Origin of the sequence: Mesorhizobium sp. M0910, assembly GCF_040319465.1 — a bacterium.
Lineage (GTDB): Bacteria > Pseudomonadota > Alphaproteobacteria > Rhizobiales > Rhizobiaceae > Mesorhizobium.
Window position 1 is genome coordinate 75,205 of record NZ_JAMYNZ010000004.1, and the last position, 17,355, is coordinate 92,559.

The 17,355-nt window shown below is 63.1% G+C and carries 13 protein-coding genes; 6 read left to right on the forward strand and 7 right to left on the reverse strand.

Annotated features, from left to right (window positions below):
• The first annotated feature begins 137 nt into the window (after positions 1 to 137).
• Both NKH78_RS11345 and metF read left to right on the forward strand, forming a co-directional pair.
• The gene (locus NKH78_RS11345; protein WP_352882918.1) at positions 138 to 1,160 is read left to right on the forward strand and encodes an ArsR/SmtB family transcription factor; all 1,023 of its coding nucleotides are present in this window, start codon (positions 138 to 140) and stop codon (positions 1,158 to 1,160) included.
• Entirely contained in the window at positions 1,160 to 2,077 is a 918-nt protein-coding gene (gene metF / locus NKH78_RS11350) for a methylenetetrahydrofolate reductase [NAD(P)H] (protein ID WP_254819012.1), read from the forward strand. Before NKH78_RS11345 ends, metF begins: the two co-directional genes overlap by 1 nt.
• Positions 2,078 to 2,537: 460 nt before the next feature.
• Here metF and NKH78_RS11355 read toward each other — a convergent pair whose 3' ends face one another.
• Positions 2,538 to 3,455: a DMT family transporter gene (locus tag NKH78_RS11355; protein WP_352505579.1), complete on the reverse strand. Its 918-nt coding sequence runs from the start codon at positions 3,453 to 3,455 to the stop codon at positions 2,538 to 2,540.
• Positions 3,456 to 3,680: 225 nt separating this feature from the next.
• On the opposite strand from NKH78_RS11355, the gene NKH78_RS11360 reads away from it, so the two are divergent.
• The gene (locus NKH78_RS11360; protein WP_352505580.1) at positions 3,681 to 4,901 is read left to right on the forward strand and encodes an alanine racemase; all 1,221 of its coding nucleotides are present in this window, start codon (positions 3,681 to 3,683) and stop codon (positions 4,899 to 4,901) included.
• 80 nt (positions 4,902 to 4,981) lie between these two features.
• On the opposite strand, the gene NKH78_RS11365 is transcribed toward NKH78_RS11360, so the two are convergent.
• Positions 4,982 to 5,713: an SDR family oxidoreductase gene (locus NKH78_RS11365; protein ID WP_352740466.1), complete on the reverse strand. Its 732-nt coding sequence runs from the start codon at positions 5,711 to 5,713 to the stop codon at positions 4,982 to 4,984.
• 123 nt (positions 5,714 to 5,836) lie between these two features.
• On the opposite strand from NKH78_RS11365, the gene NKH78_RS11370 reads away from it, so the two are divergent.
• On the forward strand, positions 5,837 to 6,730 hold the full coding sequence (locus NKH78_RS11370; protein ID WP_352740468.1) for a LysR family transcriptional regulator: 894 nt from the start codon (positions 5,837 to 5,839) through the stop codon (positions 6,728 to 6,730).
• Positions 6,731 to 6,826: 96 nt separating this feature from the next.
• Here the strand turns inward: NKH78_RS11370 and NKH78_RS11375 are convergent, their stop codons facing one another.
• Both NKH78_RS11375 and NKH78_RS11380 read right to left on the reverse strand, forming a co-directional pair.
• On the reverse strand, positions 6,827 to 7,999 hold the full coding sequence (locus tag NKH78_RS11375) for a lytic murein transglycosylase (RefSeq protein WP_352740470.1): 1,173 nt from the start codon (positions 7,997 to 7,999) through the stop codon (positions 6,827 to 6,829).
• An 80-nt stretch (positions 8,000 to 8,079) separates the two neighbouring features.
• On the reverse strand, positions 8,080 to 8,871 hold the full coding sequence (locus tag NKH78_RS11380) for a glycoside hydrolase family 25 protein (protein ID WP_352740472.1): 792 nt from the start codon (positions 8,869 to 8,871) through the stop codon (positions 8,080 to 8,082).
• Positions 8,872 to 9,278: 407 nt separating this feature from the next.
• Between NKH78_RS11380 and NKH78_RS11385 the strand changes: the two genes are divergently transcribed.
• Positions 9,279 to 10,658 carry a serine hydrolase domain-containing protein gene (locus NKH78_RS11385; protein ID WP_352703455.1) on the forward strand — a complete coding sequence of 460 codons (1,380 nt, stop codon included), beginning with the start codon at positions 9,279 to 9,281 and terminating at the stop codon, positions 10,656 to 10,658.
• 208 nt (positions 10,659 to 10,866) lie between these two features.
• On the opposite strand, the gene NKH78_RS11390 is transcribed toward NKH78_RS11385, so the two are convergent.
• The 3 genes from NKH78_RS11390 to NKH78_RS11400 form a co-directional block, all read right to left on the reverse strand.
• Entirely contained in the window at positions 10,867 to 11,532 is a 666-nt protein-coding gene (locus NKH78_RS11390; RefSeq protein ID WP_352740474.1) for a class I SAM-dependent methyltransferase, read from the reverse strand.
• On the reverse strand, positions 11,529 to 12,776 hold the full coding sequence (locus NKH78_RS11395) for a BtaA family protein (RefSeq protein WP_352740476.1): 1,248 nt from the start codon (positions 12,774 to 12,776) through the stop codon (positions 11,529 to 11,531). Before NKH78_RS11395 ends, NKH78_RS11390 begins: the two co-directional genes overlap by 4 nt.
• Before the next feature lie 81 nt (positions 12,777 to 12,857).
• A complete protein-coding gene (locus NKH78_RS11400) occupies positions 12,858 to 16,796 on the reverse strand; it encodes a hydantoinase B/oxoprolinase family protein (RefSeq protein ID WP_352777689.1) in 3,939 nt (1,312 codons plus the stop codon).
• Positions 16,797 to 16,970: 174 nt separating this feature from the next.
• Between NKH78_RS11400 and NKH78_RS11405 the strand changes: the two genes are divergently transcribed.
• Positions 16,971 to 17,171: a hypothetical protein gene (locus NKH78_RS11405; protein WP_352740812.1), complete on the forward strand. Its 201-nt coding sequence runs from the start codon at positions 16,971 to 16,973 to the stop codon at positions 17,169 to 17,171.
• The last annotated feature ends 184 nt before the right edge of the window (positions 17,172 to 17,355 follow it).

Consider the following 17,355-nt stretch of genomic DNA (forward strand, 5'->3'; position numbering starts at 1 on the left):
GCCTCGCCTCGATGCATCCGGCTTTGCGCGATCCGCTGCGCATGCGTCATTTTCTTGTCCGGAAGCGACATAGCGCTTGCAAGCCTATCAAAACCGACATAAACATATGTTTATATCTTTTCAAAGAGAATGCTCGCATGCATGTCGCTCTCGACACGATGGTAGATACATTGAAGGCGGCTGCCGAATCCAGCCGGCTGCGTATATTGGCGCTGCTGTCGCGCGGCGATCTGACCGTTTCAGATCTCACCGAAATCCTCGGCCAGTCGCAGCCGCGCGTCTCGCGGCATTTGAAATTGCTGCTGGAGGCAGGGCTGATCGGCCGCTACCAGGAGGGCTCGTGGGCTTTCTTCCGGCTTTCGGATTCCGACACGTCGCGCGATTTTGTGCTCAGGCTGGTCTCCGGCATCCGCGGCGCCGATCCGCAGGTCGAGCGTGATCTCGAACGGCTGGCCGCGGTCAAGCGCAAGCGGCAGGACCGGGCTGCCGAATATTTCTCGGTCAACGCCGCAAGCTGGGACCATATCCGCTCGCTGCATGTGCCGGACCGCGCCGTCGAAGCAGCCCTCATCAAGCTCGTCGGCAAGCGGCCGTTCCAGTCGATGCTCGATCTCGGCACCGGCACCGGACGGCTGCTCGAGATCTTTTCGCCGCTCTATCGGCGCGGTATCGGCATCGACATGTCGCGCGAAATGCTGACGGTGGCGCGCGCCAATCTCGACAAGGCCGGCATTTCGAATGCGCAGGTGCGGCAGGGCGACATTTTCGCGCCGCCGGTCGAACGCGACGCCTTCGATCTCGTTACCATCCATCAGGTGCTGCACTATCTCGACGATCCTGCCCGCGCCATCCGAGAGGCGGCGCGTCTGTTGCGCCCGGCTGGCAGGCTGGTGATCGTCGATTTCGCGCCGCACACGCTGGAGTTCTTGCGCGAGGAGCACGCGCATATGCGCCTCGGCTTTTCCGACCGGCAAATCGCCGACTGGTTTTCCGAGGCCGGCCTCGAGCTCGAGGACAGCCAGGAATTCGAACCGCGCGGTAGCAACGAGGCCAAGCTCACCGTCAAACTCTGGCTCGGCCGCGATCGGCGCATGCTGATTGCCGAGCCTTCCAACGACAGACAACCGGCCAATGCGTATCCGATAGGGGAAACCGCCTGATGAACCAGTTCCGCTTCTCCCGCCGTCCCGACATCGGCGACAAGGTCAGGGTGTCGTTCGAGTTCTTTCCGCCGAAAAACGACGAGATGGAAGCAAGGCTGTGGGACACGGTCACCCGGCTGGAGCCGCTCAAGCCGAAATTCGTCTCGGTCACCTATGGCGCCGGTGGTTCGACCCGCGAGCGCACGGCCCGCACCGTCAAGCGCATCCTCAACGAAACGTCGCTGACGCCGGCGGCGCACATGACCTGCGTCGACGCGGCGCGCCACGAGGTCGATGCGGTGATCCGGGAGTTCGCCGATATGGGCGTCAAGCGTTTCGTCGCCCTGCGCGGCGATCCGGCCGAGGGCGTCGGCGCGGCTTACCGGCCGCATCCGGAAGGCTATGCCAATGGCGCCGAACTGGTCGATGCGCTGAAGGGCGCCGGCGATTTCGACATATCGGTCTCGGCCTATCCGGAAAAACATCCGGAGAGTCCGGATTTCGCCACCGATTTCGACATGCTGAAGCGCAAGGCCGACAATGGGGCGACGCGGGCGATCACCCAGTTCTTCTTCGACAACGATCTCTATGAGCGCTATGTCGAGCGGGCACGGCGGGCCGGCATCTACATACCGATCGTGCCGGGCATATTGCCGGTGCACAATTTCACCCAGGTCGCCAACTTCTCGGCGCGGTGCGGCGCCTTGGTGCCGGCATGGCTGGCCGAGCGTTTCGATGGGCTGCAGAACGATCCGCAAACGCATGCGCTGGTGGCATCTGCCGTGGCCGCCGAGCAGGTGCTGGACCTTGTCGAGCGCGGCGTCGGCGATTTCCACTTCTACACGATGAACCGGGCCGATCTGGTCTTCGCCATCTGCCACATGATCGGCATCAGGTCGCACGAAGTCGAGGCTGCGGGATCCGCCGCGGCGTAAGGCGGCAAGCTCCTTTTTGAAATGTCAAAGATCGGGGGAATGCAAAGGCCGGGCAAAATGCCCGGCCTTTTCAATGGTTTGTAATATTCGGTGCTGGTCTTCCCCCGCTCAGCGGCCTTATGGAAGGACGCCCATAATGAGGGCGCCGATGAATGCAAACGCAGCACAAATCATCAATGCGTTGATCGGCCTCGTCAGTCCCATGTCATAGCCTCCTCTTAAGAGCTATGGCGAGAGTCTAGGGTCATTTGTGCCACAGGCAAGCAGAAACTTTGCTGCAATGCGACGAGATTGTGGAATTTGCGACCTGCCGTTTGCCGTTAGGTATTGAAACTCTTGGTCAAAAGCCGGCGTTGGACCTGTGAATAATTTGTGGCGAAGCCGGGGCAGCAACGAGCATGGCAGCGCTACCGCGGCGGAAATCGGAATCGATTTCGAGCTGAGAGTCGGGGAACATGCTCTAACGCCGCCCGAACAAGCGACCGTCGATGGTGACGAGGCCGAGCGCAATCAGCGCCATGCCCGCCAATTCGAACAGTTCGAGCCGCTCGCCCAGGAACAGCAAGCCGAGCAGGATGGCACTGGCCGGCACGATGAGCGTGACCAGCGAGGCGTTGGTGGCGCCGGCCGAGGCGACGAGGTTGAAATAGAGGATGTAGGCGAAGGCGGTCGACAGCAGCGCCAGCGCCAGCACCGCCGCCCATACCGGCGGCGAGGCCGAAAACAGAGTGGCAGCGTCATAGGTGAACAGAACGACCGGGATCATGATGATGGTCGAGCAGGTCAATTGTCCGGCGGCAATGACCGGTGACGGCACACCCTTGAAGCGGCGGGCGATCATCAGCGCAACCGCATAGGAGACCGAGGCACCGATGAGCGCGAATTTCGCCCAGACCGGCCCGCCGAGCCCGGCGACAAGGCCAGGACCGATCATCACCGCCGTCCCCGCGATACCGAGGGCGATGCCGGCAAGCTTGTTCCACGACAGTTTTTCGTCGCTGGTCAGGGCGTTGGCGAGGATCAGCGTCCAGAACGGCGTGGTCGAATTAAGCACCGAGGCGACACCGGCGCCGAGCTCGGTCTGGCCGGCAAAGATCAGCGAGAAAGGGATGACATTGTTGGCGAGCGCCAGCAGGAAAAACAGTCCGGCATGCGGCAAGGCGAGGCGAAACGACGGACCGCGAACCGCAAGGTAGAGCTGCAACGCGGTCGCCGCGATGGCGACGCGAAACAGCACCAGCACCAGCGGAGGGAGTTCCGACACCGCAATGCGGGCAAAGAAGAACGAACCGCCCCAGATGGCGCCGAGCAGCAGAAGCTGGGCCCAGTCCTTGAGCACCATCGGCCCGCGCATCGTGGTGGTGGCAGCTATCGCCATTGGTCGTCCTCCCAGACGAGATGCCTTGCTCTCTTCAGGCATCTGTTCACGCTCTACCGGTCCGGCGGCAAGGGCCACCCGAAACCTGAGTGATGGCCTAGCTCGCTCATAACCGGCGCACAGAACGGCGTAGCGCCGCGAAGCCAGGGCGGCGAGACATAGAATTGTTTTCATTAGCCGCTAGCTTGGATTAATTGTGCGCAGCCTCAGTCAAGGGATTCGTCCATGCAGCGATTCGAAAATGCCCGCGAGGCAGCGCTGGCGCTTCGCCCGGACGATCCGATCTATTGCTTCCGCCCGCAGGTGCTGAAGGCGGACGCCAAACAGTTCATGGGCATGTTTCCCGGCAAGACCGCCTATGCGGTCAAGACCAATGGCGAGCAGATCGTGCTCAACGCGCTGGTCGAGGCCGGCGTCAGCGCCTTTGATGTGGCCTCGCCCGGCGAATTCGCCGCCGTGCGCGCCGTCTCGCCGGACGCCGAGATGCTCTACATGCACCCGGTGAAGGCGCAGTCGGACATCAGGCTGGCGCTGGAAAAATACGCCATTCGCGTCATTTCGCTCGACCATGAGGACGAGATCACCAAGCTGACCAGGGTGGTGCGGGCTCTCGACATCGATCCGGGCGCCATCACCGTGTTCGTGCGCATCCAGACGAAAGGCTCGGCGGCCTACGAACTGTCGAAGAAGTTCGGCGCCGGACCGGCCAATGCGGTCGAACTGGCCGAACGGCTGAACCGAACCGGCTACAAGGTCGGGCTGTGCTTTCACGTCGGCAGCCAGATCGAGGATCCCGACACCTACGAGCGGGCGCTGGCCTCCGCCGACTGGGTGCGCAACCGCGTCGGCTTCGACATTGCCGGGCTCGATGTCGGCGGCGGCTTTCCCGCCGAATACGGTCATGATCCGAACAGCCGCAAGCCGGAAATGCCGTCGCTCGGCCAGATCATGTCGCGGCTGTCGGGCGACCTCCAGGAGTACCAATTCGACCAGATGCAGCTGGTGGCCGAGCCCGGCCGCGTGATCGTGGCGCGCTGCCTGTCGCTGATCGTGCGCGTGCTGCTGCGCAAGGGCAAAAGGCTCTACATCAATGACGGCATCTGGGCGTCGCTGTCGGATTCATGGACCGGCAAGATCACGCTGCCGGCACGCTTCATCCCCGATCCGGCGATCCGCTCGCGCAATGGCGAGGACAGGACCATCGTGCCGTTCAAGGTCTGTGGCGCGACCTGCGATTCCGTGGATATACTGTCGCGGCCGTTCTGGCTGCCCGAAACCGTCGATACCGGTGACTGGATCGAGATCGGCCATATCGGCGCCTATTCGCTGTCACTCCGGACACGGTTCAACGGCTTCTATCCCGATACTTTCGTCGAGGTGGCGACGCCATTCGACGAAGGCGATGCACCGCAGGGGTTTGCCAGCCTGGAGACGATGGCCGATTAGTTGATGGTGAATGGAAGCAGTTCTTGCGTTCCGTCCGCTTCGGTGAATCGTCACCACCATTCATATTCACCTCCCCGTAGTCAGGCTACTCCGCCGCCGGCCTGGATGTTCTCGCCGGTCAGCCAGCGAGCTTCGTCCGAAGCCAGGAAAACCGCGACATCGGCGACGTCGCGCGGTGCTCCGATCCGGCCGAAGGGCGACATGCCTGCGGCCACGGCCCGGTCCCGCTCCGGAAGCAGGTCGGTGTCGGTGAAGCCTGGCGACAGCGCATTCACGGTAACGGCGCGCGGGCCGAGTTCGCGCGAGAGGACGCGGACGAACTGCTCGACGGCTCCCTTGCTGCCGAGATAGAGCGCCGTCTGCGTGAAAAACATCTTGGTTCCACCAGTGGAGACGGCAATGATGCGGCCACCGTCGCGAACGCGGCGCGCGGCCTCCTGAAGCGTGAAGAAGGTACCCTTGGCATTGGTGCCGAACACATGGTCGAAGTCTGCTTCGGTAGCCTCGACGAGCGGCTTTATGACGGCGACGCCGACATTGGCGACGACGATGTCAATCGGCCCCATCTGCCTTTCGGTTTCGTCGAACAGCCTGCGAATGTCGGGAATGCTGGAGACGTCCGCCTGGATAGCGACGGCTTTTCCGCCATTCCCTTCAATGGCGGCAACGACTTCCCTAGCGGCTTTCTCGTTGCCGACATAGTTGACGACCACGGCAGCACCCTTGGTTGCGAGCCCCTCCGCGATGGCGCGTCCGATGCCGCGCGAACTGCCGGTCACAAGTGCGGTTTTGCCTTCGAGTGGACGATGCATGGCTGTTCCTTCCGTCTGGATACGGCCGCCCCGATCGAGCGGCGTTCCAGCGATAGCTAGGGGCATGCTATTGCTCAGAGAATAGCCTATTATCTAACTGACTTATTAAGCCTGGGGTACATAATGCGCGGAACCGAGTTTTCCGAACTCACGGCATTTGCAACAATCATCGAAGAGGGCAGCTTTGTCCGCGCCGCGGCCAAGCTCAGAATTTCGCCTCCAGCACTCAGCCAGACGATACGCGGGCTGGAAGAGCGTCTCGGTGTCCGCCTGCTCAACCGTACCACGCGCAGCATGTCGCCGACCGCTGAGGGTGAGAAGCTGTTTGCCCGCATCGCGCCGGCGTTCAGCGAACTGGAAGGGGCCGTCGCCGACGCGCATGCATCACGCGGCCGGCCGGCAGGCTCGCTGCGCATCAATGTTCCGCGCATCGCCGCCACGCGTTTCATCGCGCCGATCCTCGGCGACTTCCGCCGCGCCTATCCCGATATCGCCCTCACCATCGTCGTTGACGACATGCTCACCGACATCGTCGAAAGTCGCTTCGATGCCGGAATCAGACTGGGTGAGCGGCTGCACAAGGACATGGTGGCGGTGAAGCTCAGCGAGGAACTCGAGATGGCCGCAGTGGCGGCGCCGAGCTATCTGGAGCATCGCCCGATACCCCGCCATCCCGCGGACCTGCATCAGCACCAGTGCATCAATTTCCAGTGGCCGAGCGGCGGCAATCTCTACCGCTGGGAGTTCGCCCGAGGCCAGCGTGCCTTGGAAGTGGCCGTCAGCGGCGGCCTGACGGTAAACGATACGGACCTGATGATGGGGGCGGTTCTGGATGGGGTCGGGGTGGCGTACATGCTGGAATATCAGGTCCGGCCGTGGATCGAAGCGGGAAAGCTCATCCGCTTTCTCGAAGCCTGGTCGCCGAGATTTCCGGGCTTTTATCTATATCACGCGAGTTCCCGGCAGGTTCCCGCGCCGCTGCGAGCGTTTATCGATTTCCTGCTGGCGAGGCGGTGAATAGTGAATAGTGAATAGTGAATAGTGAATAGTGAATAGTGGTAGCTCTGGTGCTCAATGCGGCTCCGGTGCCATTCTTTTTACCATTCACCACCCTCACAGCCTGGCCAGCAGCTCCGGCGTCGGCCAGCCGTCGACCGGAAAGCCCAGCCGCATCTGCTCCTTGCGGATTGCTTCGCGAGTGTTGGTGCCGAGGATGCCGTCGACGGTGCCGACGTCATAGCCTCTCGCCTCGAGCTTGGTCTGTAGCGCCTTCATCTGCTCGCCGTCGAGGCCGGGGTCGGGGTTGCGCGGATCGAATCGCGGAGCGCCCCCCAGCCGGGCGGCAAGATTTGCCGCGGTCAGGGCATAGGTAAAGGACTGGTTCCACTCGAGATAGACGTCGAAATTGTCGTAGGTCAGGAAGGCTGGCCCCTTGCGACCCATGGGTAGCGCCAGGCCGGCCTTCAGGCCGTTGTCGAGAAGCGGCGTGCCGTCGGGCCTGGTAACGCCCCACTGGCTCCATTGCGTCAACGGCAGCTTGTTGGTGCGTCCCGTCTGCTCCCACGGCAAGTTGTCGGGCACACGGACTTCCTCGATCCAGGGCTGGTCACGCTTCCAGCCGCGCGATTGGATCTTGCTGGCCGTGCTCATGATCACGTCCGGCGCGCTGCCGCGCAGGTCGACCCGGCCATCGCCGTCGCCGTCGACGCCGTGGCCGAGATAGTCGGAAGGCAACATCTGCGTCTGGCCGATCTCGCCGGCCCAGGCACCGGTCACGTCGGCCGGCACCACGCCGCGATTGATCAAGATCAGCAGCGGAACGATCTGCGGCCGGAACAACTGCGGGCGGCGGCAGTCATACGAGAGGCTCACCAGCGCATTCAGTGTGTGAAAATCGCCTTGCACGGCGCCAAAATCGGTTTCAAGGGCCCAGAAAGCGGCAATGACCGGCGCCTGGACGCCGTATTCGCGATCCGCGCGGGCAAAGACCTCGGCATATTTTTGCAGATTGGCCGCACCTTGCTTCAGCCGATGGGACGAGATCATGCGGTTCGAGAATTCGATGAAGGTCTGGGTGAAGACGCCCTGGGCGCGGTCGCGTGCCAACGCCTTCTCATCGAGGGTGGCGTTTTCCAGCGCGTCAAGGCCGGCAGCGCCGACGCCGGCCGCCCTGGCCTCCACCGCCACGCCCTGCTTCCATGCCTTGAAATCGCCGCCGCATTGCTGTGCCGCGGCCGGCACGGCGCTCAGGAGCAGCGCCGCGAGAAGTCCAAAGCGCAATCGCATCGCCATCCTTCCGAAAAGATTACCAGCGGTTGCAGGCATTCGTTATTGGCTGTGTCGAAAAGCAGGCGGCAGGCCCGGTGTCAACGGGTGTTCTGCCGCAACCACTTCTTCCACGCGGCTTCGGAGCCGTTGAAGACGTTGATGTCGGCGTTTCCGGCCATGCCCGGCACGACGCCCGTTCCGGTATACTGCCAGAAGGTGAAGGGATGGCTGCCGTATTTCTGGCGCGGATGCCCGGCGACGGAGCGCAGCCAATAGGGGTAGCTGCGGAAACCCGACAAACCATTATCTTCGAAGAAGTCGACCGACGTGTAGATGATCGGCTTCTTGCCGTAGTGTTTTTCGACGATTTCGAGGAACGTGCTCATCTCGCTGCGTACCGTGGCGGGATCGGGCCGCAGCTTGCACGTCGGCGATTTCGGGTTCCATTCCATGTCGAGAACTGGCGGCATCGCCGAGCTGTCTTTGGGCACGTTCTGGATGAACCAGCGCGCCTGGGTCGCGGCCGGCGTGCAAAAGTAGAAGAAGTGATAGGCGGCGCGGGGGATGCCCGAGGCCTTGGTGCGGCTCCAATGCTCGTTGAAAGCTTCATCGAACCGGTCTCCGCCTTCGGTTGCCTTGATGAAAGCGAAAGAGATGCCGCTGGCCCTGGCCGCCGGCCAGTCGATCGATGTCTGGTATTTGGAAACGTCGGTGCCGTGGACGGCATAGCTCCACGGTGCGCCGCTATCCCATTCATGCGGGTCGGAATCGGCAAAACGGGGCGCGCGTACCGCAACCGTCGCGGCACTGGACGACGATGGCGTCAGATCCTCGACCGTCGAGCAGGCACCAAGCAGCATCAGCGTGATGAGGACCGCGAAACGGCGCATCGCTACTTCCCGAGCCGGTTTCAGCCGGCCGCTGATGGGTCTTTCCGCGGGTGGCCCCTCGACCGGGCGCAGCGTGTCGGAAACCGACTTACGCGACGCGCCTGGATCTTCGTTTCATGCATTTCCCAAACCGTTGCGCAGTTTTGGGACGCATGCATTCAAGCCCCGCCGGACGGTCACCCCACAGGATCGCCCGGTCTGTCCCAAGCGCGTCGCTTCGACGCGCTTGGCTCTTTTGTCTGTGCATGTCGTGGTCCCAAAACCGCTGCGCGCTTTCGGGCGACATGCACCTGTGATCGCCGATCATGGTTGATATTCGGTTGACGGCGCTCGACAAGAGCCGCGATTTTGCCGAAACAATGGCGGCAAATCGATGACATAGATCGAGCGCGCCGGGGGAACTCAAAATGCAGATCCTTTTGAAGTTCGTCAAATGGCTGCTCGGCCTGGCTGTGCTGGCCGCCGCGATACTCGCCGGCTGGCTGTATTTCGCGCCGCCGGAACTGATCCGCGTCGGTTCCGGCTATGCGGCCAAGATCGTCTGCTCGAACGTCTTCATCGCCGGGCGCGACGCCAACGACGTGCTCGCCGTCGATGTGCAGGCGCCGGGTCATCCGCTGCTGAAGCTGATGAGAGTGTCGGTGGACAAGGAGAAGGGAACGGTTTCGGCGGGCCTGTTCGGCGCGCTCGGCAAAAGTGTCGCGGTCGCTCGCGAGGGGCTCGGCTGCGCCTCGGTTCCCGATGGGGATATTGCCGCCGCCAAGGCTATCGCCGGCGCTCCACCGACGCCGGCGCCGCTGCCCGATGCGATGTGGCCGGAAGGCGACGATGTCGGTGCCTCGCAGGATTCCGAGGTCGTGAAGGTCCTCGACGATCCAGCAATGACCGGCGCCGGCATGCGGGCGGTGGTGGTGGTCAAGAGCGGCCGCATCGTCGCTGAGCGCTATGGCGACGGCTTTTCCGAAAAGACGCCACTATTGGGCTGGTCGATGACCAAGACGGTGAATGCGGCGATCGTCGGCACGCTGGTGAAGGACGGCAAGCTGGCGATGACCAACCAGGGCCTGTTCGGTCCCTGGAAGGGAGATGGCCGCGCCGTGATCAGCCTCGCCGACATGATGGCGATGTCGAGCGGGCTGGAATTCAACGAGGATTATGGCGACGTCGCCGATGTGACGCGCATGCTCTATCTCGAACCGGACATGGCGGGCTTTGCCGGATCCAAGGCGCTGACCGGCGAGGTCGGCAAGGTGTTTTCCTATTCGAGCGGCACGGCGGTGATGCTGTCCCGATTATGGCAGGACGCGATCGGCGACAAGGACAAGGCGCTGGCCTGGCCGAGGACCGCGCTGTTCGATCCGCTCGGCATGCACAGCGCGGTGCTTGAAGCCGACGAGCACGGCACCTTCGTCGGCTCGTCCTATCTCTATGCCACGGCACGCGATTGGGCGCGCTTCGGCCAGTTCCTGCTGCAGGGCGGCGTCTGGAACGGCAAAGAGATACTGCCCGCTGGCTTCGTCGACTGGATGCGGGAACCGGCAACTGCCTCGAAGGTCTACGGCAAGGGGCAATTATGGATCGAAGGACCGGGCGACGAAGAAAACCCGGGTGCCGGCCTTGCCGCCGGCCTGCCCAAGGACACCTATTGGATGGAGGGGCATGACGGGCAAACGGTCGCCATCGTCCCCTCGGAGCAGCTGGTTGTGGTGCGGCTCGGCCTGACGCCGGCCAGGCTCGGCTACCGGCCCCAGGCGATGGTGGCGGCGCTGATCAAGGCGCTGCATTAGGCTGTATCGATACTAAGGTGATGCCGGCCTGCAAACGGCGGTTTCCTGCGCTCCGGCCTTCGCCGGGCCAAAGCACTCATGAGCGGTCGTGGCAGTTAAGGCTACGGCCGGCGTAGGCCGGTGCTCACGTACCCTAAAGGACGCTCCGCTCGGTTCTCGGAACCCCCCGTTTTCGACTCGGCCTGACCTGAATCTCAACACGTCCTGGCTATCGAACTGGGCCGATCACGGCGAGCCACGCATAGCCGCGACAAAGCGTTTGGAAACGGAAGCTTGCGCCGGTTCTTGCAGATTCCGAATCCAGAACCGCGTGCAACGATTCACGCGGCTCGACGTGGAATTTTTTCAGCCAGCCGCGCAACAGCGTGCGGAACCAGCTGGGCAAGGCTTCCTGCTGGCCAAAATCGACGACGTGCAGCGAGCCGCCCGGTGACAGGGCAGCAAGTGCCGCAGACACCGTCTTCTCCCAGCCGGGGATCATCGACAGCGAATACGAGACAAAGACGCGGTCGAAACTTTTGACGCCGAACAGCGCCTTTGCGTCGAAATCAGTGGCGTCGCCGCGCGCCAGGGTGACGCGGCCGGAGAGGCCTTCGCGAGCGAGGGCGGCAGCGGCCGTCTCCAGCATCTCGGCCGAAATATCGAGGCCGAAAAAGCGCGCGCCGGGATAGCGGCGGGCAGCCAGGACAATGTTGCGGCCGGTGCCGCAGCCAAGCTCGAGCACCGTGCCGCCGGCCGGCACATCCAGTCCGGCGATAAGCCGGTCACGGCCGAGCAGATAATATTTGCGGGTCAGGTCGTAGATATGACGCTGCCAGCGGTAGACACCGTCCATCAGTTCGGCATGGCTGGCCGGCAATTCGGTCGTGCTCATGCGGACCGCTTCACATAGAGATGGAAGCCGCCATAGATGGCCGAGCGATCGCAGGCCGAAAACTCGCGCGAGGCGTCGTTCTCGTAGCGCCACTGGTCGAGCAGCGAATTCGAGACGCGGCCGGGCAGCAGGCTGGGTTCCGCTGCGGTGCGGAAGATGACGCGGGCGCCTGTGGAGGCGGTTCGGGTGATCTCGGCCCACAACCCGTTGAGCTGGCCGTCGGTCATCCAGTCCTGTGCATCGAGCAGCACGAAGCGGTCGACCGAGCCGGCATCCTTGCCGGCAAGGAACTCGATCAGATTGGCGTGGTGGACGGCAACGCGATCGACATTGTTGCGGATCGTCTTGTAGTTGCGTTCTTCGAGGTAGGCGGGCAGGGCGGCTTCGCCCGGATTAGGGTAGCGGCGGGCGAAAGCCTGCCAGGCGAAATAATTGGTCTTCAGCGGAAAATCGCAGGCGAGCTTTTCCAGTCGTGCCTTCAGCACGCTGGCCATGGTGCCGTCACCCGAGGTGATCAGCGAATCGTACTGGGCCGGCGGAATGCCGAGGCCGAACAGCGAGGCTTTTCGCGACGTCGCCCATTTCAGCAGCGGTTTTTCGAAGACCGGCGCCAGCTCTTCGTCGAAGAAGCGGCGCTGATCGGCGATGCTCTCGGCGTCCATGATGCCGGCCGGGTCGACGCCGAAAAATTTTGCGGTGCGGTGGCCCATGGCGATGAACAGGCCAAGCAGGCCGGTCTGGTAGAAATTGCGGTCGAAGACGGCGATGCGGCGACGACCACGCCAGTTGCGGCGCTCCCAATAATGGCGGCTGACGGGGTCGAGATGCGGTGCGATGAAGCGATCGTAGGCCTGCGAATTGTGCCCCGTCCCAGCCGCGCCGAAGAAACGGAACAGGTCGCCCTGCGACGGCAGGTGACGCACCGCTGCGAGCTTCATGCGGTTCAGCGCAATATGCGCGGCGTTGAGATCGACGGCATCGATCCTTTCTGGCGACCGGGTGAGATAGGCGAGAATGTTACAGCCGCCGGAGGCAATGGTGACGATGCGGTGGCCCTTGCCGAGTTGCATCGCGTCCATGTCGATTTCGGGGTCTTCCCAGATCTGCGGGTAGACAAGGCCGGAGAACAGGAAGGCGAACAAGCGCTCGGAGATGCCGGCTTTCGACAGCGGGCGGTTCTGGTAGACGGCCTTGCCGACTTCCTTGCCGCGGCGAAAAACCAGTTCCCCAGAAATGTCTGTCATGGCAAGGCGATTCCCCGTTTGCTTGCCGCAAGCGGGTAACGCAGGTGGATGACAGGCCGGTGACAACCTGTTGAAGCGAGTTCAGGCCTCGCCAAGTCCGCCTGCGGTGGGTGTCGTCACAATGACTGCCTCGCCGGCGTCGAGCACCGTTTGATCGCAGGCTTTCAGCGTCTCGATCGCGCCGGTCTTGCGGCGGACCTTGGTCGAACCGGCCTCGCCATCACCGCCGCCGTCCAGCCCCCGCGGCGGGCGGTTGCGGTGCGAGGACAGGATCGCGCACTCCATCTTTTCGAGGAAGCGGATGGTGCGCTTGGTGCCGTCGCCGGCACTCCATTTGCCCTTGCCGCCGGAGCCCTCGCGGATGTGGAAATCCTCGAGCAGTACCGGGAAACGCAGTTCCAGCACTTCCGGATCGGTCAGGCGCGAATTGGTCATATGGGTGTGGACGCCGGAGGTGCCGGCAAAGCCGCGGCCGTCGTTCATCCGGCCGGCCGGCGAGCCCGAGCAGATCGTCTCGTAATACTGGTACTGCTTGTTGCCGAAGGTGAGATTGTTCATCGTGCCTTGCGCATTGGCCATCGCCTTCATGGCGCCGAACAGCGCGTTGGTGACATGTTGCGAGGTCTCGACATTACCGGCCACGACTGCCGCGGGATAGGTGGGCCTAAGCATCGAGCCGTCGGGAATGATGATGTTGATCGGCCGCAGACATCCGGCATTCATCGGGATGTTGTCTTCGACCATGACGCGGAAGGCATAAAGCACCGCGGCTCGGGCGACCGGCTCTGGCGCATTGAAATTGTTCTTCATGACCGGCGACGTGCCGGTGAAGTCGACGGTGGCTTCGCGCTTCCGCCGGTCGATAGTGATCTTCACTGTGATCTTTTGCCCGGTGTCGGTCGGATATTCGTATTCGGAACTGTCGGGCAGCCGCTCCAGCACGCGGCGCACGCTTTCGGCGGCATTGTCCTGAACATGGCCCATGTAGGCTTCGACCGCATCGAGGCCGAAATGCGCGACCATCTTGCGCAGCTCGGCGACGCCCTTTTCGTTCGCGGCGATCTGCGCCTTGAGGTCGGCGATGTTCTGGTGCGGATTGCGCGCCGGGTAGGGGTGGTCGGTGAGCAGCGTCTCCAGGTCCTTCTCGCGGAACCGGCCGCGATCGACGATGCGGAAATTGTCAAACAGCACGCCTTCCTCGTCGACGGTGGTGGCAAGCGGCGTCATCGACCCGGGCGCGGTGCCCCCGATGTCGGCGTGGTGGCCACGCGAGGCGACGTAGAAGAGGATGAGGGGTTCCTCCCCCCTTGAGGGGGAGGTGCCGCCGAAGGCGGCGGAGGGGGTCGCCGCGGCAGTGCTCGACACTCTTGGGGTGCCTTCTGACCCCTCTGGCCGCTTCGCGGCCATCTCCCCCTCAAGGGGGGAGATCAGGTCGAGCGCTGCTCCAGCGACCCCACTGGGCCGCTCCGCGGCCACCCTCCCCTCAAGGGGGAGGGAAAAAACAGGCGTCACCACGGTGATATCAGGCAGATGCGTGCCGCCATTGTAAGGCGCGTTCAGCGCAAAGACATCGCCGGGGTGAATGTCGCCGGAATTGAGCCGGATGATGGTCTCCACCGAGCGATCCATGGAGCCGAGATGCACCGGCATGTGCGGTGCATTGGCGACCAGCGCGCCGTTCCGGTCGAAGACGGCGCAGGAGAAATCAAGCCGCTCCTTGATGTTGACGGAATAGGCAGTGTTTTGCAGCGTTACGCCCATCTGTTCGGCGATCGACATGAACAGGTTGTTGAAGACCTCCAGCATCACTGGATCGGCTTCGGTGCCGAGTGCGGCGTGCCGGCGCTTCTTCTCGACGCGCCGCATCAATACGTGGTCCTTGGCGGTGATCTCGGCCTGCCAGCCCGGCTCGACGACAATGGTCTGGTTCGGCTCGATGATCAAAGCAGGGCCGGCGATCTTGTTACCAGGCTTCAGCGTTTCGCGAGGGAAGATGCCAGCGTCGCGCCAGACGCCGTCGACAAAGATTTTCCGGTTCCCGGAAGGACTTGCGGCCATATCTGCAACAACTGAATCGCTTTCATCGCGGCCGGTGCCGCCGGTATCGGTACCTTCGACGCCGATCGATTCGACGATCATCGGCTTGTCGTCGTAGACAAAGCCGAACTGCGCCTTGTGCGCCGATTCGAAGTCCGTCTTGGCTTGCGCGATCGAGCCGTGACCAAAGTTCACAGGCAGCGCGGTATCGGTGCCGTCATAGCGGACCTGCAGCACCGGCTTCGAGGCGACCGCGTCTTCGGCGATGCCTTGTGCGGCGAGTTCGTCGATGACGGCTTTGCGCAGCGTTGCGATGAGTTCATCGATCGCCGCCCCGGAGTCCTCCACCAGCGGCTTCAGCAGCGCCTGCTGGCGTGACGCAAATACAGAGGACAGGCCGATGCCGTATGCCGATAGCAGGCCGGAGAACGGATGGATCAGCACCGCCTCCATGCCCAGCGCATCGGCAACCAGGCAAGCGTGCTGGCCGCCGGCGCCGCCGAAACAGTTCAGGAGGTATTCGGTGACGTCGTAGCCGCGCTGCACGGAAATCTTCTTGATGGCGTTGGCCATGTTTTCGACGGCGACGGTGACGAACCCCTCCGCGACGGCTTCCGGCGAGCGGCCGTCGCCGATCTCGGCGGCAAGCGCGGTGAATTTTTCGCGAACCGTCTGCACGTCGAGCGGTTCGTCCTGCCCTGGTCCAAAAATAGCCGGGAAGAACTCGGGCTGCAGCTTGCCCAGCATGACATTGGCGTCAGTGACGGCCAACGGGCCCCCGCGCCTATAGGCGGCCGGGCCGGGGTTGGCGCCGGCCGAATCCGGCCCGGCGCGAAAGCGGCCGGCCTCGTAATGCAGGATCGAGCCGCCGCCGGCGGCGACGGTGTGGATGCGCATCATCGGCGCACGGATGCGCACGCCGGCGACCTCGGTGTCGAAGGCGCGCTCGTAGTCGCCATCATAGTGGGCGACATCGGTGGAGGTGCCGCCCATGTCGAAGCCGATGACCTTGCCGAAACCGGCGAGTTTTGCCGTCTCGACCATGCCGACGACGCCGCCGGCCGGGCCGGATAACAGCGCGTCCTTGCCTTGGAACATGTCGGCGGCGGTGAGGCCGCCCGACGACATCATGAACATGAGGCGAGGGCTTTCCCTCCCCCCCGAGGGGAGGGTGGCGGCGAAGCCGCCGGGTGGGGTCGTTGCGGCAGTGCTCAACGTTCTGGCGGTGCCTTCTGAGATGACCCCCTCTGGCCGCTGCGCGGCCATCTCCCCCTCGAGGGGGGAGAGGACGCCGAGCTCCTTCGCCACCTTCTGCACATATCTTGACAGAATGGGCGACAGGTAGGCGTCGACCACCGTGGTGTCGCCGCGGCCGACCAGCTTGATCAGCGGCGAGACCTCGTGGCTGACCGAGACCTGGGAGAATCCGAGCTTTCGACAGACTTTGGCGACGGCCTTTTCGTGCTCGGGGTGTTTCCAGGCATGCATGAAGACGATCGCGACCGCATCGATGCCGTCCGCCTTGGCTTGCTCAATAGCCGGGCGTACGGAAGCAATGTCGAGCAGGCGCTCGATACTGCCGTCGGCGCGAACCCGTTCGTCGATTTCGACGACACGCTCATAGAGCTGTTCGGGAAGGATGATCTGCTTGGCAAAGATATCGGGCCTGGCCTGATAGGCGATCCTCAGCGCATCGCGGAAGCCTTTGGTGATGAGCAGCAGCACGCGGTCGCCCTTGCGCTCGAGAAGCGCATTGGTGGCGACCGTGGTGCCCATCTTGACATCGCCGATCAGCGCGGAGGGGATCGGGGCGCCGGGCTGGACGCCGAGCAGTTCGCGAATGCCCTGGATGGCTGCATCGGCATAGGCTTCGGGATTTTCCGAAAGGAGTTTCCTTGGATGCAGCCCGCCTTGCGGGTCACGGCCGATGACATCGGTGAAGGTACCGCCGCGGTCGATCCAGAAATCCCATTTTGCGGTCATGGCAGCGCCTCCGGGCATTTTCATTTAGGCATCCTGTTAGTGCTCAACGCTTTGTACGGCCAAGCGCTTGATGTTACACGCGGAAACGCAACGTTACGAAACTCATCATGCGCTGATGCATTGTGCCCTCGATCGTCGCCGGTAACGGTGGCGTGATTAGAGGAGAGATATATCATGAAGAAACTCATTCTTGCGTCGGTCTCGGCGCTTGCCTTGCTTGGCGTTGCGGCCTGCAGCGATAGCGGCACCGACAACACCACGACGCAGAGCACCAACCCGCCGGCATCCGACCAGACGATGAAGCCGGCTACTCCTGACGCCAACAAGCCTGCCGAGCCGGCTCCGGCGCCTGCGCCGGCTGCCCCGGCGCAGTAGTCGCAGTAGTCAACGTGACAACCAAGAAAGGCCGGCCTCACACGCCGGCCTTTCTGCTGCCTACGATACCCGCGCATTGTGGCCGAGTGCGACGACGCGGGTTTGCGTGCAGCGGTTTCCGTCTGCCGATTTCCATGGGCAAGCACTAGCGCCAGCCGCCTTAGGCATTCCACCAAATCGATTG